Below are 26,997 nucleotides of genomic sequence, written 5' to 3'. Positions count from 1 at the left end.
CGTCATAACTTAAATCATAAAAGGAGACATACCATGTCAAGTTCTCTATCATCCGCGAAATTAAATGTGCCTTATAGTACGACCGAAACAATTGAAAGACCTAGATTACATGATTTCTTTCGTGAAAATGACCAGAAAAGGATTACAATACTTCGCGCGCCAGCAGGCTACGGCAAAACAACACTTTTAAGTCAATGGCTTATCCATTCTCAACAACCAATTGCTTGGGTCGCCATAGACCAAGCAGATAATGATCCAATCAGATATTGGACTTTTGTCTTTCAGGCAGTAGCGCAAGCCTGTGAAACCGATGTCGATAAAGTGCTCGCACCACTATTACAAGGGCAAGATGTTTCCACTTTCGATTTTCTGATGGAGTCGTTTATCCATGAACTAAATACGGCTAAAAAAAGCTTTCATCTTGTAATGGACGATTACCATTTGATAGAAAACGAAACAATTCATCGCACGATGATTAAACTAATCGAACAACTACCATCTTATGTTCACATATATTTGACTACTCGAACAGCTCTTCCATTACCAATTGCGATATGGCGAGTAAAACAATGGGTACATGAATGTAATACCGAACATTTACCCTTTACTTACCAAGAAACAAAGCAGTTTTTTTCCTTAAAAAATTCAATCTCATTAAACGAACACCAATTACAAACAATACAAAATAAAACAGAAGGATGGATCGCAGGATTACTATTAACGAGTCTAACTAATTTTAATGAAGTACAACCATTTATTTCTAATTTTTTGTGGCAAGGCATTATTCATAAACTCCCAAAAACAATACAAAATTTTCTGTTAAAAACCTCTTTTTTACATGAATTAGAGCCTGCTATATGTGACCAATTAATAGAGGAGACGAATAGTGCAGAACTATTAGCTTATTTAGAAGAAAATGGCTTGTTCACAGTTTGTCTTCAATCATCAAAACTTGTTTTCCGCTATCACCATTTATTTGCTGAGGCATTACAAGAAGAACTGATGAAGCAATATACCGAACAAGAAATAAAGTCCCTTGTCGAAAAAACGGTTCAATTAATTTATGGAAAAGGTGATTACACTTCCGCGATTGAATTAGCATTAAAACATCATCTATATGAGCAAGCCCAACAATGGATCTCTCATCATCTTGTTCAACTTTTTTTATCAGGTCAAACTGCAACTTTCATGCGCTGGTTACAACAGCTAAGAGACAATCAACAAACAGTCCGTTATGAAATGCTTATTTTGGGCTATGAACGTGCAATTTCAATATTAGAAATGACAACCGCTACCTCCATAATGGAAGAGCTTGAACAGCGTCAACTCAGTGAACAATGGATGGAACAAAAAGAAAATATAGCTATCGCGAATATTTACGAACGAACCAAAGCATATGCCTTAGTTGCCTCGGGTGGGAAATTACAAACCGTGAAAGAAATATTAGAAAAACAGCTCACTACACAACAAGCTCCGTGTCGTTGGGATAAAGTACGAATGCCCTACAATAATTTTGAATATAAACTTTCGCGCACAAATTTAGCTTCAAAAGGCAAATTACCCGCAATGGATGAAGTTCCAAAAATTACACAGCTATTTCGGGATACAAATTTTAAAACATTATATGTGACCGCCTATATATCTGGCATTGCTGCTGAGGTGTACTATGAGAGAAATTTACTAGAAGATGCGCAAAAGGAGCTTGATATTGCAATCCAATTAACTCAACAACAGCCAGATCCTAACTTATTTGTTCCTATGTATTTGCTAAAGGCTAACATTTACATGCATCAACAGCAAACCAATACAGCGCGCGCTATGCTGACACAATTGTTAGAAGATGTTGTTGAAAAACATTGGCGGAATACTATCCAAATTATGATTGCTTTTTGTTACATTGTGGAGGGTGATGACGAGCGTGCAGAGTCTATCCTACAGGCTACAAAAACGAAACAGCCATTTTGGATGCTAGTGTATGCTAGATTATTATTATTAAAGAAACAACCAAATGATGCATTATCTATCGTTGTACAAGTTAAAACAAAAGCACAACAAGACGAGCAAGTTGGGACAATTATTGAAGCAACCATTCTTGAAGCCGTTTGCCAACTACGTTTAGACAACCATGATATAGCTTTAGATACTTTACACGAAGCGCTACAATTGGCAGCAAAGTTTTACTACGTACGAACCCTTTTAGACGAAAAAGAAATACTGCCCCTTCTCAACCAGTATTTTCAATTAGAGTCCTTAACATCTAAATGGAATCCTGTCCCTAAAAGTTATTTTGACTATTTACAAAAAAATTGTACAGTGAAGAAGGAACCGACTGATTTACTTACCCCGCGCGAACAAGAACTCTTCGATTTATTAACAAAAGGGCTGAGTAATCAAGAAATAGCCAAACAACTGCATTTATCTAATGGTACAGTTCGCGTTTATTTATCTACTATTTATAGTAAGCTAGGTGTCAATTCAAGAGCGAAAGTAATTGCACTTAAAAACCAACGATAGCCATTCGTAAAAAAAATGTACATCACTAAAATCGTTAGGGATGTACATTTTTATTTGTCCTTTAGACAATTGTATATTCAGTTATGTTAAGTAGGGCACCGACTGCACCGGAAAAACCGTGGTCATTGATAAAAACAGGTGTATGCTTTTTCGTGCGTGTATAATTAGCAATGACTTGTGCAAGATGTTCATTATAACTTAAGGTAGAGCCAATATACACAATATGTTGTGCATTTTTTTCCTCGGCATATTGAATACTAAGCGTCGTGATAACCTCACCAACGAGGCCTTGAACAGTCGCAATAATATCCTCAGCAGGCTGTTTCAATTCCTCAGTAATACTGACTTTACCAAAATTACTTGCCGTTAAATGCCCGTCAATAGGTGTATCCATACCTTGATAAATATCTTTGACAAGCAAGTCTACACCTTCACGATTACCCTTTGTAGCCATCTCTCGGATTTCATTGTAATCTGTAATCCCTGTTGTAAGCGCTGACAATCCAATCAAGGTTCCGCCCCCAACGCCTGTCCCTCCTACACGTATATGGGTGTTCCCCTCCATATAATGGATTGAAGTTCCTGTACCGATATTGGTAATCATACTACGCTCGAAGAAGTATCCTTCTTTATTTAGTAAAAAACGAACTCCCTTCAATGTAGCTTCAAACTCTACTATATAATGAATCGATTTCATTGTTTTGATGACATCAAGTAATTGTTCTGTACGCCCCCCCGTAACACCAATATCCTCAATATCTGGATTATTTCGAATCCACTCCATTACAGACTGCAAATCATTAGACGGAAAAGTTGTTAAAATAAGCTCATTGTGCTCGTCTAAATAAGCAACCTTCGTCAATGTGCCACCTGCATCAATACCTATAGCCTTTGGCATACCATTCTCCTTTAACTTTATTCAGCAGAAATTTTTCTACCTAAATAGATGGTTAGTTGAATATGAATACTAGTTTACTCTTTTATTCAGCGTGTGTCTAAACGCTAACTAATAAAAGTTCATGCCTCCGGCGATTGTCACGGATTTCAAAAGGAGTTTTTTGTGTATGCACAATTCAAAATCCTGACGCACTTTATTTTGCGCGAAAGCGAAAGGTCAGCGATCATTACGCCGAGGCATAATTGAATATTCGCTCTCCCTAAACTTTACCGCTGTTGAAATGATTGTGCAATAACTTGGCAAACTTTCATGTAAAATAACATGAAAAAAAGCTCGTTAAATAGATAAATTAAACAAATTATATAAATTTATGTAAAAAAAGAGCCCCTGTCAAAACAGTGAACTCTTTTTGAAATCGTATGAATTCTAACAAGCAAACATAATTATTGTGCAGAATATCCGCCATCAATTACTAGTTCGCCACCTGTAATATATGAAGCTTCATCAGATGCTAAGAATAAAATAGCATTGGCAACTTCTTCTGGTTGGCCAAGACGACCCATTGGAGTAGCACGAACTAACATATCCATTGCTTCTTTGAATTGACCGATGTTCGCAGTCATTGGTGTTTCAATTACACCTGGGAATACTGTGTTTACACGAATATTAGATTTTCCTAATTCAGCAGCCGCAGCACGTGCGATGGCGCGTAAAGAACCTTTTGATGCTGTATATGAATTTAAGCCAGAACCGATAATAGCTGTGTATGAAGATGTATTAACGATTGAGCCTTTACCTGCCTCTTTCATGTATTTAGAAACGTGTTTAATTCCTAAAAACGGACCGAATGAGTTAATTTTGTGCATAATCGCCCAATCTTGGTCTGTAATATCTTGTGGAGATTTTTGTGAAGAAATACCAGCATTGTTGATTAAAATATCAATTCGACCGTATTTTTCAATAACTGCTTTTGTAAATGCAGCCCAGTTTTCATCAGATGAAACATCTAATTTCATACCTTCCACATTTTCTAATTCAGAAATTTTAGCTAGATTTTCTTCGTTAATATCCGCAGCAATAACGATTGCGCCCTCTTTCGTGAATAATTCTGCCATTGAAGCACCCATACCTGATGCGCCACCTGTAATAATTGCAATTTTGTTGTCTAAACGACCCATAAATAAAAACTTCCTCTCTGTTCTATTTCGCCTAAGCGTCTTAAGCGCTGTAACGTATCTTTTTATACCAACAGTCACCAAGTACTTTAAAACTAATACCGATATTCAAATACTGTATAGCTTTAAATAGTTTACTATTAAACTTTATCATATATTTGAAGTGTTTTCAAAGATTATGACTAGAATTTAAACAATCTGTTTTATCTTTCTCCTGTTTTGCGATACGATATAGATAGAGGCTTGACCATTTGAACGGAGGAATACAAGTGAAAGATCAAAAAACACTTTATAAAGAAGCGATGCATGTTTTAAAAGAAACGAGTCGCACATTTTATATACCTATTACTTTTTTAAAAAATGATTTAAAAATGTCTGTTGCCGCTGCTTATTTAGCGATGCGTGCCATTGACGAAATTGAAGACCATGAAAAGCTATCGAATGATGTGAAGTTTGATTTACTTTCAGCAATAAGTGAATTATTAAAAAATGAATTCGATGCTGAAGCATATCAAACCTTATTAGCTCCATATGCCGATCAACTGCCGGAAGTTTCCCTTCGCCTAGCAGATTGGTTAACATTTTGTCCAGATGGATCTCGAAAAATTGTCCAAGCTTCTACAAGTGAAATGGCTTATGGCATGGGAAAATGGGCAAAAGCCAACTGGCAAGTGCATACACGTGAAGATTTGGATGACTATACATACTATGTGGCAGGTCTCGTTGGAACAATGCTGTCAGAGTTATGGGCGTGGGGTGCAGGCATTCAAACAGATCGTGATTTAGCGATTGGCTATGGTCGCGGACTTCAAGCCGTCAATATTTTACGTAACCAGCATGAAGATTTAGATGAGCGTGGTGTAAGCTTCGTGCCGGACGGTTGGACACGAGAAGATTTATTTGCCTATGCAGAGGAAAACTTAGCCAAAGCAGACCTTTATATAAAGGCTATTAATAAGCGTACCATTCTATTGTTCTGCCGACTCCCACTTGCGCTAGCGCACAAAACATTAAAAGCGATGCAAGAAGGTCGTGAAAAAATGACACGCGCAGAAGTGGAGCAAACAGTAGAAGAAGTGCAAGGAGAATAGAGGTGCCTGACACCCAAACAATTCAAACAATTCACTTCAATTTATAAAAATGCATAGGCCCTTGTCTTAAGTAAGCTTAAGACAAGGGCTTTGCTTTTATATTTCGCTGATAAATCGACTAATCAGCTCATAGCTCAAGTATAGCGAAAGTACAGATAATAATGTAAATACAATCTTTTCTACTTTTCCACCTGTTCTTGTTGTTAGTGGAAAACGAACCGACATGTTGAACGGAAAGAAAAGCTTCACTCCCTGTTTCGTTCCCATATCCAATATAATGTGACTCGACATCCCTATTAAAAGTCCCGCAACAATCGACGGATATGGAATAATTGTCTGTAACAATAGCGCGACAAGAACCACAAACAATAAACTATGTGTAAAAGAGCGATGTCCAAATAGCTTGTTTACCATTTTTGAAATAAGAGGAAAGGTTCTCCCGATTTTACTTCCTCCGTGGCAAATATCTGGAAGTAATGCACCAAGTACACCCGCTCCTACTAATACAAATGGATTATCATTCGAAATTTGTGCAAAAGCAAGGCTTGCTGTGATGCCTCCAACAATATGTGTATTCCCTTGCATGATATCTACCTCACTTTTTATGTATTAAACATGTTACTTTTCTACTGTACCATATTCCTCATTAAAATAGAACATACATTCCAAACATACGTTTTTATTTTACAACGTTCTATCTTTTTAAAATTTTATTACACGAACATCAAAATATCAGAAATAATTCAGTAACTTAGTGTATATCTAGTATGTCGAGAGAGAAAAATGATTACTGGAGGTTAATATGAAATCGTATAAAGGAATGCTATTTATTTTAATAACAATGTGTGGCAGCTGCTTACTATGGTATTTTGCCACTCCGATTGAAACGATACATGTGTTAAATAAGCTTAGTCACATCGTCGGCGGATTGTCGATTACTGGATTTTTTCTAGTATTTTTATTAGCAACACGAGTGAAAATTCTTGAAAAATGGTTTCACGGCTTAGAATATGTTTATATGTACCATAAATATTTGGCGATTTTGTCATTAGGGTTGGTCATTCTACACAGTCAATTACAGGATTTGGTCCCTCATGGAGACCAAGCTATTGAAACGCCGCTAAGTGAATTTGCAAAAGAACTTGGAGAGCTGGCGCAAAATGGCTTTATCGGACTTATAGTGATAGCATTATTTGCTAAATTTCTAAAATATGAGCATTGGCGCTATATCCACCGCCTATTGCTAATTCCTTATGCATTAGGTCTTTACCATGCATACTTCTCAAGTAGATATGATTTATTTCAACCGACACCTTTAGGGATATTTACGGCCATTACTGCTATTGTCGGGACTATGTCCGCTCTGTACATGCTGACAATGTATCAGGACATGCGCTTTAAACATACGGGTAAAGTTTCAGGCATTCGGAAATTAGGTGACAGTGCTGTTGAATTAGAATTAACTTTAGATCGCAAACTGAGTTATCAAAATGGCCAATATATCTTTTTAAAAATTTTCCAAACGGGGCTAGAAAAAGCGCCACATCCCTTCTCTATTTCAGGTGGAGATGGGCAAAAAATATATGTAACGATTAAAGCACTTGGAGATTTTACTAAAAAGGTCAATGCACTGATACAATTAGATTCAAAAGTAGCCGTTGAAGGCCCCTATGGTCATCTAGACTTTGACAAAGGTTATCAGCAGCAAATTTGGATAGCAGGCGGTGTAGGTATTACACCTTTTTTATCTTATTTACAATCTAATCCTACCGATCGAGACATTGAATTATTTTACACTTACCGTGGGCACAACGATGCGATTCACAAAGATCTTTTGCAAAAATATGCAGAAAACAATAAACATTTCAAAGTGAATTTTATTGATACGACTACTATGGACAGGCTGACATTTGATGATGTTTCAGTGCCAGCCCATACGAGTATCTTTATGTGTGGGCCTGAAAAAATGGTAAAACGTTTTACAAAACAGTTTAAACAATCTAGCACTAACGATATCGATGTCAACTTTGAAGCTTTTAAATTTAAATAATAGCCTTATTTCCAAATAAAAGAGGCTTACATCCCATAGAAGAGATGTAAGCCTCTTTATTATTGATTCATTTTGATTACAAACAACTGCCTATTTTTACCGATTAGGATACTTACTATTGCTAGTAATAGACCCGAAATCATAAATACTATTCTTATGCCGAATACATCTGCTATTATGCCCATTACTAAAGAGGCAATGCCAAATCCCCCCGTTAAGATAGCGCTTAAAGCCGTATAAACAGCTGAGAATTCCTTTCTTGAAACACTTGTTTGAATAACGGTATGTTGTGGGATGCTCTTTATTTGCCCAAAAAGCCCCACACAAAAAGTTAAAAATAATGCAATGTTTGGCATGCTGTTGACACTAAATAAAATAGTAGCACAACACGTAAATAATGATCCAATCACCATCACTTGCGCTATGTTCTTTTCAATGGATGCGCTATATTTCACACAATAAATGCTGCCCACTATTAATCCCACAAAATATGTGCCATTGATAAAGCCCCACCACCGCTTGTCAACATGCAAAGCATCATGGACAAATACCAATATAATGGCTGCAATCCATACCGTACCCGCAATGGTTTCAAGAATATCAATCCATACGATTTGACGTAACAAAGGGGCATTCCACAATGTTTTCCAGCCCTTAACAACCTGATCTATTTTCCCTTGTTGTTCGAGTGATGGCTGGTCTACATTTTCTAATAAAGATAATACAAAACTCGCTATGGCAAACAAACACCCCACAACCCAAATAAGTTGCTGAGAGCTGAGAACAAGTAAAATTAGGCTCCCTACAAACCACATAATGGATTGAATAAATTGCGTGACTCCTTCATCTATACCATTTGCTTTCAATAATTGTTCATCCTTCACATAATGAGGAACCAATGTCTGTCTTATTGGGTTGGCACAGCCATCAAGAAATGCAATCATACTGATGACAATAAACAACAGGTAAAAATTTGTTGTGGAGATGCTAACTAACAATAGCCCTAAAGCAAATAATAAACACGTTTTTCCGATTTGCGAACCTGCCATTAACCACTTTAAATTTACCTTCTCGAACAAAAGCGGCGTCAATATACTGGACACAAACATCGATGTTGCAATCGTAAATGGCACAAAGGATGCGGCAATAGCTGATCCCGTTAAAAGATAAATGATATGAATAACACTTACGATATATAAAACGTCACCTATATTGGCAAGTGACTGCCCTACAAGTAATAACCAAAAATTTCTACCCAAATTCATAAACTATCCCCCATTTTTCAAGAAAATAAATTCATTGAAATGGGCGATTTTAAATTGGACGATTCATGAAACTTGCCTCCCCCATTTTTAACGAAATACCATTCATTAAAATGAGCGATTTTTAAATTGGACGATTCATACAAACGGTCTCCTTCTGCTAGCTGATAAATCAGGGGGATTTAGATTTATCAAATTTTATAGTGAATAACTTATTTTTCTATATTTTTATTTTCCATACAATAAATCTTGCTTACAATTATACCGATATTTATAAAAAATAGTTGTTTTTTTATTTACTTACAGAGCATGTTGAACTGGATGATATCATAAAGTGATTTAATGTTCCCTAAAGTAATTAGTCCATTTTTATAGGACTATTACGATATTTCTTGGGAAATGATGTGGATTTTATGTGCTTAAATAAACGTATTGAAAGGGGAGAGTTTTAATGAATTATTATGATCCGTATTATAGTGATTATGATGCAGTCTTTGGTGGTTTCATGGTGGTTTTCTTTTTCGTATTATTGGGCATGTTAATTGTTGGGTACGTTGTGAATGCACTTATTTATTTTATGGCTTCGAAAACAAACGGTTTTAGCGATGTAGCTTATATAGCATGGATTCCAATTATCAATATTTATAGTTTATTTCTACTTACCGCCAATGGTGATGATGATGCGACAATCCGTGCAACAGCGAAAAAAACAACATTCATTTATGCAGCATTATTTATCATTTCGTTCGTCCCATTAGTTGGATTTATTGCTTCACTTGTTATGTTCGGCTATTGGGTTTACTACACATATCGTCTTCTATTCCGCTGGACTGGTGAGTCTGGAAAAGCCGTTCTCTACATTATTTTATCTATTATTACATGTGGCTTATTCTATGCTATCTACGGCTTAATGCGTATGAAACGACCATTTATCGTATAGTTGTAGTGTAAAGAGCCTCTTTAAATCCCTTTTCGTCCAGCAAGACGGAAAGCGGATTTTTTTGTGCTTATACCTTGTCGTTTCTGTTCATTCCCCTCCTATTTCCAATATTTTTTCCAAAATGAAGCCAGCGTTCCCGATGAATATGCTATATTATAGTTAGAAAATTTAGAATTTCTAATTTTTAAACAAAGGGGATTTTATTTATGTATGAAAATATTTTAAGACATCCAGGACCTACACCGATTCCTAAAAAAGTGCAACTTGCGATGAACCGAGATATCTTCAGCCATCGAAGCAATGAATTTGTTGAGCTATATCGTGAAACGACAGAGCTAGTGAAAGCTGTTTTCGGCACGAAGCAGGACATATTATTGCTTCCATCTGGTGGCACAGCAGCACTAGAGGCTGCTGCTGTCAATACCGTTAATGCGGGCGATGATGTTGTTGTCATTACCGTAGGAGCTTTTGGAGATTATTTCGTTTCAATTTGCGAAAAATATGGCTTTAACGTACATAAGCTAGCAAAACAATGGGGACAAGCATGCACAGCTGAAGAGTTGCGTACTTTTTTACAACCTCTACAGCATATTAAAGCTGTTTTTATTACGTACAACGAAACGTCAACAGGTATTTTAAATCCCATTGCAGCGTTAGCACAAGTCGTGCGTGAAGAAAGCGATGCGTTAGTTATCGTTGATGGCGTAAGCTGTATTGGTGGAGCTCCTGCTGAGATGGATGCGTGGGGAATTGATATCCTCGTAACAGGCTCGCAAAAGGCGATGATGCTTCCACCTGGGCTTTCTCTCGTTAGCGTTAGTGACAGAGCTTGGAAAGTTATCGAAGAAAATACTATGCCATCTTATTACTTAAATTTATTGAGCTATCGTGATTGGGCTCACAAAGGGATGACACCAAATACCCCTACCATCACACTTATTTATGGATTACGTGAAGTATGTAAACTCATTGAAGAAGAAGGTGGCTTTGCTCACACTGTTGCACGCCATGAATTGATGAAAAATATGGTGCGCAGTGCAATGAAAGCTCTTCACATGGAATTATTGACAACGGATGAGTTCGCTTCACCAACGATTACTGCTATCATGGCGCCAAAAGGTATTGCATTAAATGCGTTTTTACATCACCTTAAACAACACTATCATTTAGATTTTGCTGGTGGTCTTGGGCCTTTACAAGGGGAAATTTTTAGATTTGGGCATATGGGCTACTGCTTCCCTAGCGATATTTTACAAGCCGTTTCTTTAATGGAAGCGGCATTGCAAGACTTTGCCTATGACTTTGAGCCAGGTGCAGGTGTCAGCGCAGCACATAAAGTGTTTTTAGCCGCACAGGCGAATACGATTACAAGCCCCTAATTAGCTGACCTATGAGCTTGGACAAAAGAGAAAAAATGTTAGATTGACTAAAGGGACTGACCCCGATATATAAGACAATAATCAAAAAAGCATTACTCAACCAGTTGTCGGTATTGAACCGGCGACTGGTTGTTTAGTTTCGTTTGAATTCGGTTATTGTTATAATAGTTTATATAGTCTTTGACAGTTTGTTCTACGATGGCCGTCGTAGTACTGTTCAAATTGTCTAAGTAGAATGTTTCAGACTTTAACACAGAATGAAACGATTCGATTGGGGCATTATCAGCGGGCGTACCTTTACGGGACATGCTCATGGTAATGCCTTTTGCTTTTACGGCCTGTTGATAATCATACGATGTGTATACCGCCCCTTGGTCACTGTGCAACGTACACCCTTCGGGCAAATGATGAAGTTGAGCTAATGTATCCAGCACAAAATCAGTATCTTGGCAGTCTCCAATCGAATAGGCAATAATTTCACCATTATATAAATCTTGAATACTTGAAAGATACAACTGTTTTTGACCAAATGGCAAGTAAGTAATATCAGTTACGAGCTTCTGTAACGGTGCGGTGGCTTCAAAATCGCGATTTAATAAATTTGCTGCGATTGCATAAGGTTGTCCTGTTCGTTTCCGTTTTTTCACTTTCACGCGACATTGCCAACCATATTTTTGCATGATACGTTGAACCACTTTATGATTGACGCACATTTCTTGACGTAAAAGTGCTGTAATTTTTCTGTAGCCATAGCGAAATTTATTTGCTCGACAGAGTTCACCGATACGTCTCTCTATTGCTTGACGAGACCTTGCATCGGTTGATGCCTGTTTCCAACGATAGTAGGTAGATCGTGCAATCCCAAAGTGTTTACAAATGTCCTTTACAGACATCATGCTTCTTAGTGACGCAACTAACTGTACAGCTACTTCTCCAACCACTTCCTCTCCAACTCTGCGTACTTTTTTAGCACCTCAATTTGTTGCTTTAAATAACGGTTTTCCAATGCTAATTTCGTTTGTTCATTGTCCGGTTCAGGACCCTTATTAAAGATATATTGTTTGCCTACAGGTTGTTTCAAACGATTGACTTCACCATTTCTATACCAACGCACCCATGTTTCGACCTGTGTTTTATGGCGTATATTTAATTCCAATAGAATCTGTTTGACAGGTACACCTGCTAATCGCATCTTAATCGCTTTCATTTTTACTTCATAGGGATAACTCACTCTTGTTCCCATAGAAAAAACACCTCCACATTGAAATTTAAGTATCTATACCCGAATTTCAATCGAAGATGCTTTTTTTATTTGTCTATACCTATTGGGGTCAGTTCCAAAGTCGTTCTAACATTTTTTCTTATCTAGACAATTTTCTTACAGACTATAAAGATAATAATAAAGTTGAGTAAAATCCTTTGCAATTAACGAATCTCGTTCTATAAAAAATTGTAATGTACCCGAGTCTGCTATCATAGCATATGTTTTTTTGGCATTACCTTCCATATCTAATTGAAATAGTAACTCAGCATTGCTATTTTTTTCATCAAAGCTATTTTTATCCATAAATGCATAGCCACCTATTTTCGTTCCACTACCATCTGTTTCATCAAAGTACTTTGAATAAGCAGGATTCTCTATTGGTAAGTCATAATGAACGGAGCGAGGATCCGTATACGGAACTAGCTCTTGAAGTAATGTTGCCTTCAATGCATAAGGACCCCCAAAAATAATCGGTTCACATAGCTCATAATCCATTTCTTCATCTGAAAATGGCTCGATATCATGAGAGGGATCAAAGTCCGAATAATACCGACAATAATAGCCATCCTTGTCAACACCATAATCTTCATCCGCCAACACAAAAAACTGTAGAAGCCCTTGCTGTGGATAATCTTTTAGCTTAGGTAGCTTTGTAAAATTAAGCTGTGCTATAAACATATATGGTATGCCACTACTATGTACTGGGAAATCATCACCTAATTTACAATACGGTCTTCCACCTAATTTACTATCCGTATAAGTAACTGACTCCTCTACTGCTTGTAAAATAATCGCCTGCTTTAATGAATCCTTCAATAACGTTCAATCCTTTCCTATTAACTAAAAATAATTTCCTAATTAACATCCTGCAAAATAAAAAGACACATACCACTCTAACAGAGCATATCTGTCTTTTTATTGACTTTACTCATCATTTTATCATTAACTGTTTTTCATTATTTATTTTTGCTACATGTTCACCTTCGCCATGTACTCTTCTCGCATCTCTTGTGGTACCATACTTCCCCCTGTTGCCCAGACAAGATGTGTAGCTTGTTCCATTTTATCCTGTAAATGATGCTTTTCTATATAGTTTTGTCCGTTCTTTAGCAAATGAATGGGACCAAACATTCCCGCATGTGCAGAAGGCTCTAATAATACCCCTTCACTTTCCATTGCCAAAGCAAGGGACATAAACAATTCTTCATCTTTTACAGTATAGCAACCGCTAATATACGATTCCATCACTTTTCCTACAAATTTAGAAGCACGCCCTACAGCAAGACCGTCTGCTTCTGTTTGATTGTCCAAGCCAATATCCTCTACACTGATTTCATCATGTAAGCCTGTCATAAGCCCAATCATCATACAAGGTGAGGCAGTTGGCTCTGCAAAGAAGATATGAACATACTCCCCGAATATTTCACGTAAACCGTATGCAACCCCTCCAGGTCCACCCCCTACCCCACATGGTAAATAAACGAACAATGGATGTGCTTTGTCCACTTGAATGTTTGTCTTTTCTAACTGGACTTTTAGGCGTTTTGCTGCTACTGCATAGCCAGCAAATAAATCTTTTGAATTTTCATCATCAATAAAATGACACATTGGATTTTGTGAAGCCTCCAGACGCCCCTGTTCTACAGCAACACTATAGTCTGCTTTATATTCAATAACCGTTGCACCTTTTTCTCTTAGCAACGCTTTCTTCCACTCTTTTGCGTCACTAGACATATGTACAACGACATTGAACCCTAATTTTTTAGCCATTATGCCGATACTGAGCCCTAAATTACCAGTTGAACCTACGGCAATCGTATACTGCTGAAAAAACGTCCGTAGTTTTTCAGTGGCGAACACCGCATAATCATCTTCTATTGTTAACATACCATTAGCAATTGCCAAACGCTCTGCATGCTTTAAAACTTCATAGATTCCACCACGAGCTTTGATGGAGCCAGAGATAGGCAACGTGTGATCACATTTTAAAACGAATTTACCTGGAATGGATAGTGCGAACATTCTCTCGAGTGCCTTCTTCATTTGTGCAATTTGTTGAATAGGCGATTCAATCAGCCCTTTACTGTGTAATAGTTCAGGATAAGCAATAGTTAAATAGGAAGAAAAGCGTTGCAGCGTTTCTTCCGCATCTTTAACCTCCTCGTTAGAAAAGAGTGTTGTTTTTGCCTTTTTCATCCATTTTGTATTCTCCCAAAATACAGTCTCCCGATTTTTTATCGTTTCTAATAGTGGATATTGGTGAAATAATTCGTGTTTTAGGTCATTTTCCATCTGCTGATTCCTCCATTTTTTGCGCTAAAATTGCTCGTTCACAAATTTGTCGAAATTTCATTTCGAACAGCATATTATTTTCTTTCGTTCTTTTTTTAGGTCCCTTGGTTCGTCCTCCAGCACGTCTAATTTTCTGCCCAACATGGCGCATATCGAGCAAACGTTCGATATTTTCATTAGACATTTCCCTGCCATTTTGATCGATTGGATAACCTCCACGTGCCAACACCATGGCCGCTAAACCGTAATCCTGTGTAATAACAATATCATGTTTTGAAAGCGCATTCACTAGCGTGAAATCAACCGAATCTGGACCCTTTGGTACAATAATTGTTATTACATTATCACGTTCAATACGGTGTGATGTATCGCAAAACAAGATAGTTTCAATCTCAAACTCAGATGATATAGATAGCGCTAAATCCACGACTGGACAGGCATCAGCATCAATTAATACCTTCACAATAAGGCATCATTCCCTTCTCATTATTAGATAAATCAAGTACCTTGATATTATTTTAATATAATATTTTCTTGACCCTGTTTGCTCATTTTTTCACAAACTTATCCAACTTGGAAAAAGTATTTTATTGAATAGTGTGAAAAATAGATATACGATACACCTATCAACCAATTTGGAGGTTTTCATAATGACAACAACAACTTTAAGCAATGAACAATTAGCACAAGAATACGTTGACGGCGTGTTCGAGCAACTAAAACAACAAAATAGCCATCAAGCGGAGTTTTTACAAGCAGCTGAAGAAATTTTCCTTTCATTAGTGCCTGTATTTGCACAACACCCTGAATATATTAAAGCAAATATTCTTTCTCGTATCGTTGAGCCAGATCGCATCATTTCATTCCGTGTCGCTTGGCAAGATGATAACAACCAAGTACAAGTGAACCGTGGTTACCGCGTTCAATACAGCAATGTAATGGGTCCTTACAAAGGTGGACTTCGTTTCCACCCTTCTGTAAACGAATCAATTATTAAGTTTTTAGGTTTTGAGCAAATCTTTAAAAACGCTTTAACTGGGCAACCAATCGGTGGTGGTAAAGGTGGATCTAACTTTAATCCAAAAGGTAAATCCGATTCAGAAATCATGCGCTTCTGCCAAGCATTCATGACTGAATTATACCGTCATATTGGGCCAGATGTCGATGTTCCTGCTGGTGATATCGGTGTAGGTGCTCGTGAAGTGGGTTATCTATGGGGTCAATACAAACGTTTAACAAAAGCAAATGAATCTGGCGTATTAACAGGTAAAACTCCTGGTTATGGTGGTTCATTAGCTCGTAAAGAAGCAACTGGTTACGGTACAGTATACTTTGTAGAAGAAATGTTAAAAGATGCAAATGATTCTTTTGAAGGTAAAACAGTTGTCGTTTCTGGTTCTGGTAATGTATCGACTTATGCAATTGAAAAAGCTCAAGCTTATGGTGCAAAAGTAGTTGCGTGCTCTGACTCTTCAGGCTATATCTATGATCCAGAAGGTTTAGATCTTGATGCCGTTAAAGAAATTAAAGAAGTAAAAGGTGACCGTATATCAACTTACGTTAATTATCGTCCAAATGCTACATTTACAGAAGGTTGTACAGGAATTTGGTCAATTCCATGTGATATCGCGCTTCCATGTGCTACACAAAACGAAATCAATGGCGACGCTGCTCGTACATTAATCTCAAACGGTGTAAAAGCAATTGGTGAAGGTGCTAACATGCCATCTGACCTTGAAGCAATTAACGAATTTTTAAATGCTGGCGTATTATTTGGTCCTGCTAAAGCAGCAAATGCTGGTGGTGTTGCTGTATCTGCACTAGAAATGGCACAAGATTCAAGCCGTGTATTCTGGTCATTTGAAGAAGTAGATGCGAAGTTACACCAAATTATGAAAAATATCTATGCAGATAGTAAAGCTGCTGCTGATAAATACGGTTACCCAGGCAACTTAGTTGTTGGAGCAAACATCGCTGGCTTTATTAAAGTTGCTGATGGTATGCTATCTGAAGGCGTATATTAATAAAATCCTTTTACAATTTATTCTAGCATCTAGTAACTAGAATCTATTGATAAAATTTAGAATCTTCTTAATTTCACTTAAGATGATAACGAACATTCGTTATCATCTTATTTTTTTGTAGAATATAGGTGAAAAAATAAGTATAACAAAGATTAAAACGAACATTATTTATATTATATATTTAAAACATTCGTGTTATAATTATTGTGTACTATGAAATATTGGAGGGTTTTTTGTGGAATTATTGTATACAGGTAAAACGAAAAATGTGTTCAAATTAGAAGATGGTCATTATTTATTAAAATTTAAAGATGATGTAACTGGTGAAAATGGCGTATTTGATCCGGGCGCAAATACTGTTGGTTTAACAATTGATGGTGCAGGTCTTGCAGGTCTTCGCCTAACTTCTTATTTCTACTCAAAACTAAACGAACAAGGTGTCCCTACTCACTACGTAGACGCAAACTTCGATGATGCTACAATGACTGTAAAGCCCGCAACTGTTTTTGGAAAAGGGTTAGAAGTCATTTGCCGATTCAAAGCTGTCGGTTCTTTCCTACGTCGCTATGGTGCTTACGTACAAGAAGGACAACCTTTAGACTCTTTCGTAGAAGTAACAATCAAAGATGATGATCGTCTAGATCCTCCAATTTCTGAAGATGCTTTAGCGATGTTAAACCTGTTAACACATGAAGAATATGCTATTTTAAAACAACGCACAATTGAAATTTCTAAATTCGTTGGTGCAGAGCTGGCGAAAAAAGGCTTAACACTATACGATATTAAATTAGAATTCGGCCGTGACGCACAAACAAATGAAATATTATTAATTGATGAAATCTCTGGCGGCAATATGCGCGCTTACAAAGGTGAACAATATATTGAGCCATTAGAGCTTGAAAAAATTATGTTAGCTGACTAATCACGGATTCCCCTTCATGCAACCAATGCATTGAGGGGGTTTTTTAGTGTGTAGTAGTAATATTTTTTACATTCAATCCAAAATTTCCAATCTAACAAATTTTTTTGAAACCTTTTACCACTTCACTCGTATATTGAATAGAAACATATATTATCATCTTTGGAGGTACTTTAATGGAAAACTATAATGAAACACCGCAACAAGAAAGGTCTAAAGTGAATCCGTTTCTGTCTACTTGGATGCATCCAAAGCAAACTGCTCGCTATATGATTGATGCCAAATCAATCGGTTATGCAATTCTTGTTATGTCCATTGCCTATATTGGAGCTATGCTTACTGGTCTTATAGATAGTAATTTTTTACTTGATGTATCCCCTTGGATTATCGTGCTATTCTGTGTGATTTTAGCACCGATTTCAGCAATTATTGGTACAGCTTTTTCTACCCTAATTTTGTGGTTAGTCGGTAAATTATTTAAAGGTAGTGCAACGTTTTCTGAAATGTTTAAAGGATTGAGCTTAGCGGGTGTACCATTTATTGCGCTTATTCCATTCTACTTAATATGGCTATTTACATCACCTGAGTCTTTAATGGATGCTAACTACATGGAATCAGCCCCTTGGATTTTTTGGCCGTCAATACTTATGACAGCTGTTACTAGCATTTGGTCTATGGTTATTACAGTTGGTGTTGTAGCAGAAGCACATCGATTTTCAAATTGGAAGGCATTCTTTACAGTTCTTATTCCTTCAATTGTTGGTGTAGTCATACTATTTATCCTTCTTATTATCATATTCATCGGAATAATCGGTATCAGTATGATTTAAAAAAATCTCCCCTCTCAAATTATTGAGAGCGGGAGATTTTTTGGACCATAACAATTTACATTATACCGAAAGGACGGTTTGTTGCTGGAATAACTCAGATACACCAGATGCAACGGCTGCTCCACTAACTGCACGTGAAACAATTTCAACAACACGCTCATCTAATGATTTAGGCACGATATATTCCTCAGTTAATTCTTCATCACTCACAAGAGAAGCAATCGCCTCTACTGCTGCTAACTTCATATCTTCGTTAATATCTGTTGCGCGGACATCTAATGCTCCGCGGAAAATTCCTGGGAAAGCTAGGACATTATTAATTTGATTTGGATAGTCAGAACGACCAGTCCCCATAATACGAACACCCCATGCTTTCGCATTTTCATACGTAATTTCTGGATTTGGATTCGCAAGTGCAAAGACAACTGGATTTTCATTCATTGATGCAATATGTGCCTCTGTTAGTAAATTCGCAACAGATACGCCAATAAAGACATCGGCACCTACGAGAGCATCATCCAACGTACCATGTAATTTTTCCGGATTTGTTAAATGCGCAACCGCATCTTTAATCGGGTTCATACCTTCCGCACGGCCTTCATAAATAATTCCTTTTGTATCACACATATAAATATTTTTATAGCCCATTTGTACAAGGATACGTAAAATGGCAATACCAGCCGCACCAGCTCCGTTAATGACTACTTTCATCGTCGCTACGTCCTTCTTCACAATACGATTTGCATTTATCATCCCAGCACCTACAACAATTGCCGTACCATGCTGATCATCATGAAACACTGGAATATCACATTCTTGACGTAGTCGATCTTCAATCTCAAAGCAACGTGGTGCAGAAATATCTTCCAAATTAACACCACCGAATGTTGGCGCAAGCGCCTTCACAATGCTGACGATTTCATCCGTACTTTTTGTATCTAAACATAGTGGAAAAGCGTCAACATTGGCAAAACGCTTTAATAAAATTGCTTTCCCTTCCATTACAGGTAGTGCTGCTTTCGGCCCAATATCCCCTAGCCCTAACACCGCAGTACCATCAGATACAATAGCCACCATATTACCCTTCATTGTATAGTCATAGACAAGCGATGGATTTTTTTCAATTTCAATACAAGGTGCCGCTACACCAGGCGAATACGCAAGGCTAAGATCATAAGAGTCTTGCACTGGTACTTTTGAAATCACCTCTAATTTCCCACTATATTGTGCATGCATATCTAACGCTTTTTTCATAATATCCATTCAATCCGCCCCTTTTCCTTCTGTTTTATTGTATGTCAGTATCATAATACTTTGTGAAATAGCAGTCAACGAAAAAACTTTAAAAAGCAGTATTTTCTTTGTTAAATCAACATTATCTATCATTTATAACGTTTTATTGTATTGTTATTAATTTCACAATCAATTATTATAATATAACAAATAACCTTTTTCAGCTTTTAAAAAACGTAGTTATAACAGCAATCAACCTGTTCAGTTTTTCACATAGTATTTTACTGCAGTAAATGAGAAAAATTTCACAAACTCATGTAAGCGCATCCATTGTTACATCTAAATCCGCCACATTTTATTCACATTTTTTCACAAACTTTTTTAGCAACAGAAAAAAGAGTCCTTACGGTAAGGACTCTCAGAACGAGGACAAACTCATATTAAAAAGGAACATACTTGCCAAGTAGTGCAGTTTACCCGCGGATTGAGCTAAAATATCCGCGAAGTAGCACGCTTTACCCGCGGATTGAGCTAAAATACCCGCGAAGTAGCACGCTTTACCCGCGATGTATTTTAAGACTCTTGCTTAAATTGCTTAGTAAAAGCGGTAATAATATGTTTGGATGACCATTGCTCCCCCGACACCTTGGTGATTGGGTACTCTCGGCGAAAAATGGCTTTCGTTATGGCATCGTCTGTGTAGCCTTGGGAATAGAGCTTTCGCACCTCTCCCTCCAAGTCCTCTAAATAAGCAATTTTTTCGCTTATTTTCGCCCGACCATCCGCAAGAAAACCTGCATGGCAACAATAGACCTGCTCAAAGTCAAAATGTAATAGTTTCTTTAACGATGCCAAAGTATGTACGATGTTTTCCTCATCGAGCACAACCTTTGTCTTCGTTTGAATATATAAATCTCCTGTAAACATGGCACCTGTTGCCCGATTGTAAAACGACAGATGATCTGTTGTATGTCCTGGTGTCGCAATAATGTCCCAAGTGGCAGATTTCGTTTCAAGTGTGTCTCCAAATGGCTGTGCAATAAATGCTGGTCGCTGTCCCCAGAGCGCCTGACGATAGAATGGATAGTTTCCGTCTTCCGCACAATTGGCAATGGACTCACGATGAACGTAAATCGGGATCTTTTGTTGTTGCTGAATCCAAGCAGCATTGCCCGAATGGTCTTCATGTGCATGAGTCAACGCAACCTGTTCAACCGACAGCTCGCGAAAAAAAGATTGAAACTCCTCTGCAAGCGAATTAGAACCTGTATCAATCAGGAGTCCATCCACATAAAAGCTATAGACACTCATTCCTATACCTTGAACAGCTACTTTACCATGTGCACATTGCACGTTACCGTGTTGTTCGATTTCAATACTTTTCTCTAATTTATACATATGTTTCCCCCTTCCCCTTTGTAAAAAAAGTGTAGCATATAATGAATGATGAGTCATTTTTAGCGTAAATTTCCATTTGAAGCCCCATGAGCGATTTATTTTAATCTGGCCAAGTATTTCTGAAGAAAAAAACGCCCACCAAGGTGAACGTCTTCTCCTAATTATTCATTTGTTCCAGTTTCTACATCGTATGCTGTAATCCAATCACTATAGCTTCCTGTATAGAGCTGAATATTTTCATAACCTTCATCTGCAAGTACTGCGTAGAGCGGTGATGCTGTGACACCACTGCCACAATAAACCACTATCTGTTCATCTTGTGCAACCTTCGCACGAAGCGCATCATTAGCTTGCAGTGTTCCTTCAACTTTTAACTGCTCCCAATCAAAGTTTTTAGCAGTTGGGATATGACCCGCCACTTTATCAAGCGGTTCAACTTCACCACGGTAACGGGCAGCAGCTCGTGCATCTAATAGCGTTGCTGACTGTTCTCCATCAACAATTGCCTTAACTACTTCACGTGGCGCATACAGATGATCTTGCCAATTCAAATCAAGCGTTGTCGGCGCATATTTCACAATATCCTTTGTGAACGTCACTTTTTCTCCCAATGCCGTCGCTCCACCATTGACAATGACCACATTTGGGAAACCTGCATAGGTTAACATCCACCAAGCGCGCGGTGCAAACGGTGATGCTCCTTGGTCATAAACGACAATTTGATCTTCGTAGCGCAGACCTAATTCTTGAAAGACAGACGTAAGCTTTTCCTTACTCGGCATCGGATGTCGGCCGTTTTCGCTTTCCATATCCGATAAATCCTGCTCTAAATCAACATACACCGCTCCTGGTGCATGACCTGCCTCAAATGATTGCTTTCCAAATTGTTTGTTTTGTAAATCATAGCGAGCATCTACAAAACGGACACCGTCAACTTGAATTTCCTCAACTGTTTTGAACACTTTTCCCATGTGAATCACCTCATGCGTATTGTAGTTGTGCGTAAATTGATTTCCACGAAGCTAATCGACTTTCCTCTTGTAACACAAGTCGTTCAGTTGCAATTTGCTCTAGTGCTTGATGGTAAATATGCAAGCGTAATCTTTCCGCTTCTTCACCGATATAGGCTATGGCCCAAGTCATGAGTGCTACTTTTTGTCCATCTAAATAATTTTGAGCATCTGGCTTTGTTAATGCTTCTAACGCTTCACTTAGCTTGACTTTTTCATTTTTCTCAAAGAATGCTTTTTGATTACGGAAATGCGATTTCACACTTGCATATTTTGTACCATCTGCAAATGGACCTTCAAATGCTAATAAATCTGGCTCAGATGATTCAAAGGCTAAAAACGAGAAGCTACGGTTCATTTCTTTCAGCTCACGGACTTCATCTTTAAAACGAAGTTGCATTTTCTTACTAATAAATTGGGATAAGCGGAAGTTTGTAACACGCATTTCCTGTGTAAAATCAAATCGTAAGCTTTGCAAGACTTCTTTCAACGCATGCTCTAATGCTTGCTGTGCAGGCATAGCCGCAAAGGTTGAAGGGTTATATCCTTCTTTAAAGAATTCAGGGTAGCGATAAAAGACGCGTTGTAAAACATAATACAATAATTCATCTAATTCCTGTTTTGTTTCACTTTCCATCATGCTTGTATTTAACGCATTAAACTTCGATTTAATGTGCTGTTCAAGCGTAGTCAACTCAGCTAAACGCTCATCTTTACGTTTTAAGTTTTCCTCTGTTTGAGCAATTAAATCACCTAAACGTTGCTCTGTTTTGTCCACTTCTTCTGCAAGTGCCTGCACCGCTAATGCACTTAACTCATCATTTAAAAATGTATGGAAAGCATCCTCGAACGGCGGCATGCCCGATGCAAATGAAGCACCCTCTACTTTTTCTTTTAATGCCATTAAGCTAGATACCCCATATAAACGTGGGAAACGAATACCAAAGCTTTGTAATTCTGAACGAACATAACCTTTTACATCTTCTTGTTCTTCTTCTGTCGTTGCCAAATCAATCGCATTAACGATAAAGAACATTTTATCAAGTTCAAAGGCATCCTTTACACGACCTAATTGAATTAAAAACTCTCGATCCGCTTTAGCAAATGCGTGGTTATAGTACGTAATAAATAAAATGGCATCCGCATTACGAATATATTCAAAGGCAACCCCTGTGTGACGTGCATTGATGGAATCTGCCCCCGGTGTATCGACAAGCGTTACACCCATACGCGTTAACGGACTATCATAATAAAAGTCAATATTATCGACGAAGCATGATTTATTTTCTTGTGCTACAAATTTTTCAAACTCTTCACGCTCTACACGTAACACTTGTCCAAGTTCCGTTTTAAATGTTGGATAGCCTTCTTTATATGCACGAATAAATGATTTATGCACATTTAATCGTTCATCAGTAAGCTGTACCGCTAGTCCTTCATCTGCACGGTTAAATGCTTCATCTAAAGACGAAACCGTTAAACCAATCGCCGCATAAGAACCTTGGATATCCTCAAGCATTTGTGCTGCCGTTTTTAACTGAACATCTGCTGTTTCGTGAGGATGCTCTGGTGTCACCGGACGAATTTTATTAATAGCCGCTGTTGTAGGATTAGGTGATACTGGTAACACTTTTGCACCCATTAGGGCATTCGAGAAGGAAGATTTCCCTGCACTAAACGCACCGAATAATGCAATCGTAAAGTCCTTTTTCTGTAATCGCTCTACTTTGTTTTCTAAATAGCTTGCTACTTCTGCAAAACCTTGGACCTCTTTCACTGCATTGGCTGTATGAAGTGCCCGTTTTATAACACCTTCAATAGGTAGACTAGATGTACTCACTGCATGTTGCGTTTCCTCTTGCTGAATAATCTCTTCTTTTGGTTTGAGCATCGACTCGTCAAATAATCGGATATCTGCTAAATCCTGCTCAAACGCTTTTTCCCAAAGTGTGAGTTGATCATTCGCTTCTTTTCGAATTTCATTGCTTGCTTGATGCATAACACCTGCACTATATTGCTGATAACTTTCGATTTCTAGTACAGCTTGAATGGCATCTACTTTTGCCTGCATACCAGCCATTTTCAACTTAGATGGTGCTGCCGTTTCAGTTGCAACAGTTTGTAATGTTGTTGCTTGGGCATCCTTCCACACATCTGTTTCCTGTATAAAATAACGTTTCGTTGCTTCTGCAACACGGTTGGCAAAATTAAGAACAGCCTCTCCTGTTAATATAGCACCGACTTGTACTTGCTGTTCAATTAACGAAAATGGTAAATCAAATACATAAGCATCCACTGCTTGCGCACGTTCCTCACTTAACGCCCCGACATCTTTTAATGCCTTTTTCATTAACCCTTTTAAATGACCCGTAATTTGAGCGTGTACAACTGTTTGATAGGCACTGTATGCTTCTTCTTTACGACGATTACGCTCTTCCTCAGTTTTCTTTTTCGCTGAAAATAAACCGCCTACTTTAAACCCTTCCTGCTTACTTTCTAAATAAAGACGCAATTTATCTCGCACATCGGCCGGCATAATGGCTGCATTAGCAAGTAACTCTTTACGTTCTTCCTCAAATGTTTCATTCCAAGCTTCCACTGAGAATAATTCTACTTGACGATTTAACTTATTATATTGCTCTAAAATATCCTGATGATGTGCCCAATCATCGGCACTTAAAATATCTTCATCAATATCTAAACGATCTTGCTTTTCTTCCATTAAGAAGTTGTCATGCTCACTTTGCAATAAACGTAGCGTATTGGTCGCTGTCTGTACAAGCTGATCTTGCCAATCGTTCATGCTATCCATCACAATTTTTTTCACTGTTTCAAAATCATTATTTGGATGCTTTGGCTCTCGTAAAGATGTGAAAAAGACGCCTTTTGGCACAACGCCCCATGCTGAAAATGAATTGTGAACAGTCGCTTTAAAGTCTTCAAAGCTTAATTCATTTTCCTTATGCTTATCAATCATATTAACGATTAAATATACATTCGGATTATATTTCATTAATTGTTTTGTAAATTGAAAGTTCAATTCCGATTGAACATGATTATAGTCCATTGTATAGAATACAATATCTGCAATATGAAGCGCTGATTCTGTAGACATACGGTGTGCGTCATCTGTCGAGTCAACACCAGGTGTATCCATCACTGTTACGCCAAGAGGTAATGTAGAAGCGCTATGACCAATTTCAATTTGTGATACAAGATCTCCATTTTTGCTGAGTTCTTTAACGGTTTTAAAATCATATCCCGCTTCAAACTTAACAGGTTTTTCATTATGCATATAAACGACGGCGAAATCTTCTTCTGACTTATGCACCTTCACAATATTTGCACTTGTCGGTATCGGGCTTGACGCAAGTAAATTCTCACCAGATAAGGCATTAATCATACTTGATTTACCAGCAGAGAAATGGCCAGCAAAACCGATGACATATTCTTTCTGTTGTAATTTACGTGCAAATAGCGAGGTTTTATCCATACGCTCTGTATCACCATTATGCTGATAGATTATGTATTGTAATGAAGCTTGCTTTAAAAGCCCCTCTAGTTGTTGGTCAAATTCTTTCATAAAACTGTAACCCCTTTATCCTTTTAATTATTCACAATTAGTATTCTACCTTATTAGATATGCAAAGTATAACACTAATTTACTTTGAAAAGCATATATATCAAGGTTTCAGACGTAATATTCGTCAACATAGTCATGTTTATCCAAAATGAAGTAGCATGATCCTTGTAGAAAATCTACTATTTTTATCTGCAAAATGGATAGTTAACTAAGCAATTCTTCTTTTTTTTCATATTTTAGATAAGAGTGAAGGTTAAAAAACGGTTACAAAATAACAATTTGAGGTTCAGCACTAAACAAATCTGATACAACTATAGGGGCATAAAGATCAAAATAAAAGGAGTGATTATATAAATGGTAAAGCAAAAACATTGTTTTCAGATTACACCGTTATGCGATTGTGAAAATCAATTTAGATGGCCTCGTATTATAGCTCGTGATGTCCCTATTCCCCAACCCCCTTCCATCATTGTTCCTGAAGGGATGGTTATTCCTAGAGTAAATAGATATTTCTATATAGTAACATCCGATATTCAATTGACAAATGGGGCCACTTTAGCAGCGAATCTATTTTCTGATGACAACGGCGTAAATGTACCAGAATTTATTATCACCTATCCAAATGGCTATGTAAATCTCTATATTAACGCCGTTATGCAGGAAGGTGGCATTTATTCCGTAACACCAAATGCACTCATCTTAAATGCTGATAACGCAACTATTTATAGAGGAACACCCATTATTATTGAATCTCTCGGCTTTTTTAACGAAACTCACTAGCACTATTGAAAGGAGGTGAATGCACGTGGCACTTTCCATTATTAATATTAATGTCAATGTTTCAGGCACATCCACGAAATTTTTTAATATTTTAGCAACACCACTTGCCATTACAGATGGTACAACACTTGCTGCAACAACGTTTTTGACTGACAGTGGTACTGCAGCAACTGCTTTCCCAGTCGTAATTAATGGCTACTATAATTTATATATCAATGGTGTGCTTCAAGAAGGTGATGCCTATACAGTTTCCGCAACAGAAATAACATTTAACACTGTGACAGCGACTATCTCGGCAGGCACTCCAATTATTATTGAAGCTGTAGAATTAGTGACAACTATTTAATAGCATTAG

Annotated in this window: 22 protein-coding genes; 10 read left to right on the top strand and 12 right to left on the bottom strand. The window is 37.5% G+C overall.

What is annotated here, in order from left to right; translation table 11 throughout:
- Positions 1 to 33 precede the first annotated feature (33 nt).
- Positions 34 to 2,514 (top strand): winged helix-turn-helix domain-containing protein, encoded by a 2,481-nt coding sequence (locus I5435_RS08555; protein WP_337983595.1) that lies wholly within the window; start codon positions 34 to 36, stop codon positions 2,512 to 2,514.
- A gap of 61 nt (positions 2,515 to 2,575) precedes the next feature.
- Here the strand turns inward: I5435_RS08555 and coaW are convergent, their stop codons facing one another.
- Together coaW and I5435_RS08545 are read right to left on the bottom strand one after the other, a co-directional pair.
- Complete coding sequence (gene coaW, locus I5435_RS08550; RefSeq protein ID WP_024363421.1) at positions 2,576 to 3,412, bottom strand: type II pantothenate kinase; 837 nt, start codon at positions 3,410 to 3,412, stop codon at positions 2,576 to 2,578.
- A gap of 443 nt (positions 3,413 to 3,855) precedes the next feature.
- Entirely contained in the window at positions 3,856 to 4,590 is a 735-nt protein-coding gene (locus I5435_RS08545; protein ID WP_024363420.1) for an SDR family NAD(P)-dependent oxidoreductase, read from the bottom strand.
- Between the two features lie 266 nt (positions 4,591 to 4,856).
- Between I5435_RS08545 and I5435_RS08540 the strand changes: the two genes are divergently transcribed.
- Positions 4,857 to 5,678: a squalene/phytoene synthase family protein gene (locus I5435_RS08540; protein ID WP_238600186.1), complete on the top strand. Its 822-nt coding sequence runs from the start codon at positions 4,857 to 4,859 to the stop codon at positions 5,676 to 5,678.
- A gap of 96 nt (positions 5,679 to 5,774) precedes the next feature.
- Here I5435_RS08540 and I5435_RS08535 read toward each other — a convergent pair whose 3' ends face one another.
- Positions 5,775 to 6,263 carry a metal-dependent hydrolase gene (locus I5435_RS08535; RefSeq protein ID WP_024363418.1) on the bottom strand — a complete coding sequence of 163 codons (489 nt, stop codon included), beginning with the start codon at positions 6,261 to 6,263 and terminating at the stop codon, positions 5,775 to 5,777.
- A 217-nt stretch (positions 6,264 to 6,480) separates the two neighbouring features.
- Here I5435_RS08535 and I5435_RS08530 point away from each other — a divergent pair, with 217 nt between their 5' ends.
- Positions 6,481 to 7,728 (top strand): ferredoxin reductase family protein, encoded by a 1,248-nt coding sequence (locus I5435_RS08530; protein WP_337983594.1) that lies wholly within the window; start codon positions 6,481 to 6,483, stop codon positions 7,726 to 7,728.
- Between the two features lie 59 nt (positions 7,729 to 7,787).
- Here I5435_RS08530 and I5435_RS08525 read toward each other — a convergent pair whose 3' ends face one another.
- Entirely contained in the window at positions 7,788 to 8,993 is a 1,206-nt protein-coding gene (locus I5435_RS08525; protein WP_337983593.1) for an MFS transporter, read from the bottom strand.
- Positions 8,994 to 9,441: 448 nt separating this feature from the next.
- Between I5435_RS08525 and I5435_RS08520 the strand changes: the two genes are divergently transcribed.
- Both I5435_RS08520 and I5435_RS08515 read left to right on the top strand, forming a co-directional pair.
- On the top strand, positions 9,442 to 9,930 hold the full coding sequence (locus I5435_RS08520; RefSeq protein WP_024363415.1) for a hypothetical protein: 489 nt from the start codon (positions 9,442 to 9,444) through the stop codon (positions 9,928 to 9,930).
- 206 nt (positions 9,931 to 10,136) lie between these two features.
- Complete coding sequence (locus I5435_RS08515) at positions 10,137 to 11,309, top strand: pyridoxal-phosphate-dependent aminotransferase family protein (RefSeq protein WP_024363414.1); 1,173 nt, start codon at positions 10,137 to 10,139, stop codon at positions 11,307 to 11,309.
- A gap of 92 nt (positions 11,310 to 11,401) precedes the next feature.
- On the opposite strand, the gene I5435_RS08510 is transcribed toward I5435_RS08515, so the two are convergent.
- The 4 genes from I5435_RS08510 to I5435_RS08495 form a co-directional block, all read right to left on the bottom strand.
- A protein-coding gene (locus I5435_RS08510) for an IS3 family transposase (RefSeq protein WP_337982902.1) occupies positions 11,402 to 12,552 on the bottom strand; the annotation gives its coding sequence in 2 pieces (ribosomal slippage) (positions 11,402 to 12,279 and positions 12,279 to 12,552; 1,152 coding nt in all).
- 135 nt (positions 12,553 to 12,687) lie between these two features.
- Positions 12,688 to 13,389: a YwqG family protein gene (locus I5435_RS08505; protein WP_337983592.1), complete on the bottom strand. Its 702-nt coding sequence runs from the start codon at positions 13,387 to 13,389 to the stop codon at positions 12,688 to 12,690.
- Between the two features lie 153 nt (positions 13,390 to 13,542).
- Entirely contained in the window at positions 13,543 to 14,865 is a 1,323-nt protein-coding gene (locus tag I5435_RS08500; protein ID WP_337983591.1) for a D-serine ammonia-lyase, read from the bottom strand.
- Positions 14,855 to 15,328: a YaiI/YqxD family protein gene (locus I5435_RS08495; RefSeq protein ID WP_024363411.1), complete on the bottom strand. Its 474-nt coding sequence runs from the start codon at positions 15,326 to 15,328 to the stop codon at positions 14,855 to 14,857. Before I5435_RS08495 ends, I5435_RS08500 begins: the two co-directional genes overlap by 11 nt.
- 187 nt (positions 15,329 to 15,515) lie before the next feature.
- Between I5435_RS08495 and gdhA the strand changes: the two genes are divergently transcribed.
- The 3 genes from gdhA to I5435_RS08480 all read left to right on the top strand — a co-directional run bounded on the left by gdhA (position 15,516) and on the right by I5435_RS08480 (position 18,638).
- Entirely contained in the window at positions 15,516 to 16,889 is a 1,374-nt protein-coding gene (gdhA, locus tag I5435_RS08490) for an NADP-specific glutamate dehydrogenase (protein WP_024363410.1), read from the top strand.
- Between the two features lie 235 nt (positions 16,890 to 17,124).
- Entirely contained in the window at positions 17,125 to 17,811 is a 687-nt protein-coding gene (locus tag I5435_RS08485; RefSeq protein ID WP_025219181.1) for a phosphoribosylaminoimidazolesuccinocarboxamide synthase, read from the top strand.
- Positions 17,812 to 17,984: 173 nt separating this feature from the next.
- Positions 17,985 to 18,638 carry a Yip1 family protein gene (locus I5435_RS08480; protein ID WP_108030491.1) on the top strand — a complete coding sequence of 218 codons (654 nt, stop codon included), beginning with the start codon at positions 17,985 to 17,987 and terminating at the stop codon, positions 18,636 to 18,638.
- 60 nt (positions 18,639 to 18,698) lie between these two features.
- Here the strand turns inward: I5435_RS08480 and I5435_RS08475 are convergent, their stop codons facing one another.
- The 4 genes from I5435_RS08475 to I5435_RS08460 all read right to left on the bottom strand — a co-directional run bounded on the left by I5435_RS08475 (position 18,699) and on the right by I5435_RS08460 (position 25,862).
- A complete protein-coding gene (locus I5435_RS08475; RefSeq protein WP_024363407.1) occupies positions 18,699 to 19,901 on the bottom strand; it encodes an NAD(P)-dependent malic enzyme in 1,203 nt (400 codons plus the stop codon).
- A 543-nt stretch (positions 19,902 to 20,444) separates the two neighbouring features.
- Positions 20,445 to 21,269: an MBL fold metallo-hydrolase gene (locus I5435_RS08470; protein WP_231785983.1), complete on the bottom strand. Its 825-nt coding sequence runs from the start codon at positions 21,267 to 21,269 to the stop codon at positions 20,445 to 20,447.
- Between the two features lie 161 nt (positions 21,270 to 21,430).
- On the bottom strand, positions 21,431 to 22,240 hold the full coding sequence (locus I5435_RS08465; protein WP_231785982.1) for a sulfurtransferase: 810 nt from the start codon (positions 22,238 to 22,240) through the stop codon (positions 21,431 to 21,433).
- A gap of 10 nt (positions 22,241 to 22,250) precedes the next feature.
- On the bottom strand, positions 22,251 to 25,862 hold the full coding sequence (locus I5435_RS08460; protein ID WP_337983590.1) for a dynamin family protein: 3,612 nt from the start codon (positions 25,860 to 25,862) through the stop codon (positions 22,251 to 22,253).
- A 354-nt stretch (positions 25,863 to 26,216) separates the two neighbouring features.
- On the opposite strand from I5435_RS08460, the gene I5435_RS08455 reads away from it, so the two are divergent.
- Entirely contained in the window at positions 26,217 to 26,642 is a 426-nt protein-coding gene (locus tag I5435_RS08455; protein ID WP_108030488.1) for a DUF4183 domain-containing protein, read from the top strand.
- 25 nt (positions 26,643 to 26,667) lie between these two features.
- Positions 26,668 to 26,988 (top strand): DUF4183 domain-containing protein, encoded by a 321-nt coding sequence (locus tag I5435_RS08450; RefSeq protein ID WP_024363402.1) that lies wholly within the window; start codon positions 26,668 to 26,670, stop codon positions 26,986 to 26,988.
- Positions 26,989 to 26,997: the final 9 nt, after the last annotated feature.

Origin of the sequence: Lysinibacillus sp. C5.1 (assembly GCF_016350185.1) — a bacterium.
In the GTDB taxonomy this organism is placed as follows: Bacteria; Bacillota; Bacilli; order Bacillales_A; family Planococcaceae; genus Lysinibacillus; species Lysinibacillus sphaericus.
The sequence above is the reverse complement of the archived record's forward strand: the minus strand, read 5'-3'. Positions and strand labels throughout refer to the sequence as shown.

What these genes read in the sequence shown, in the direction of transcription:
- I5435_RS08555 (WP_337983595.1), top strand. Translation starts at nt 34, where the DNA reads ATGTCAAGTTCTCTATCATCCGCGAAATTAAATGTGCCTTATAGTACG.
- coaW (WP_024363421.1), bottom strand. Translation starts at nt 3,412, where the DNA reads ATGCCAAAGGCTATAGGTATTGATGCAGGTGGCACATTGACGAAGGTT.
- I5435_RS08545 (WP_024363420.1), bottom strand. Translation starts at nt 4,590, where the DNA reads ATGGGTCGTTTAGACAACAAAATTGCAATTATTACAGGTGGCGCATCA.
- I5435_RS08535 (WP_024363418.1), bottom strand. Translation starts at nt 6,263, where the DNA reads ATGCAAGGGAATACACATATTGTTGGAGGCATCACAGCAAGCCTTGCT.
- I5435_RS08530 (WP_337983594.1), top strand. Translation starts at nt 6,481, where the DNA reads ATGAAATCGTATAAAGGAATGCTATTTATTTTAATAACAATGTGTGGC.
- I5435_RS08525 (WP_337983593.1), bottom strand. Translation starts at nt 8,993, where the DNA reads ATGAATTTGGGTAGAAATTTTTGGTTATTACTTGTAGGGCAGTCACTT.
- I5435_RS08520 (WP_024363415.1), top strand. Translation starts at nt 9,442, where the DNA reads ATGAATTATTATGATCCGTATTATAGTGATTATGATGCAGTCTTTGGT.
- I5435_RS08515 (WP_024363414.1), top strand. Translation starts at nt 10,137, where the DNA reads ATGTATGAAAATATTTTAAGACATCCAGGACCTACACCGATTCCTAAA.
- I5435_RS08500 (WP_337983591.1), bottom strand. Translation starts at nt 14,865, where the DNA reads ATGGAAAATGACCTAAAACACGAATTATTTCACCAATATCCACTATTA.
- gdhA (WP_024363410.1), top strand. Translation starts at nt 15,516, where the DNA reads ATGACAACAACAACTTTAAGCAATGAACAATTAGCACAAGAATACGTT.
- I5435_RS08480 (WP_108030491.1), top strand. Translation starts at nt 17,985, where the DNA reads ATGGAAAACTATAATGAAACACCGCAACAAGAAAGGTCTAAAGTGAAT.
- I5435_RS08475 (WP_024363407.1), bottom strand. Translation starts at nt 19,901, where the DNA reads ATGGATATTATGAAAAAAGCGTTAGATATGCATGCACAATATAGTGGG.
- I5435_RS08470 (WP_231785983.1), bottom strand. Translation starts at nt 21,269, where the DNA reads ATGTATAAATTAGAGAAAAGTATTGAAATCGAACAACACGGTAACGTG.
- I5435_RS08465 (WP_231785982.1), bottom strand. Translation starts at nt 22,240, where the DNA reads ATGGGAAAAGTGTTCAAAACAGTTGAGGAAATTCAAGTTGACGGTGTC.
- I5435_RS08460 (WP_337983590.1), bottom strand. Translation starts at nt 25,862, where the DNA reads ATGAAAGAATTTGACCAACAACTAGAGGGGCTTTTAAAGCAAGCTTCA.
- I5435_RS08455 (WP_108030488.1), top strand. Translation starts at nt 26,217, where the DNA reads ATGGTAAAGCAAAAACATTGTTTTCAGATTACACCGTTATGCGATTGT.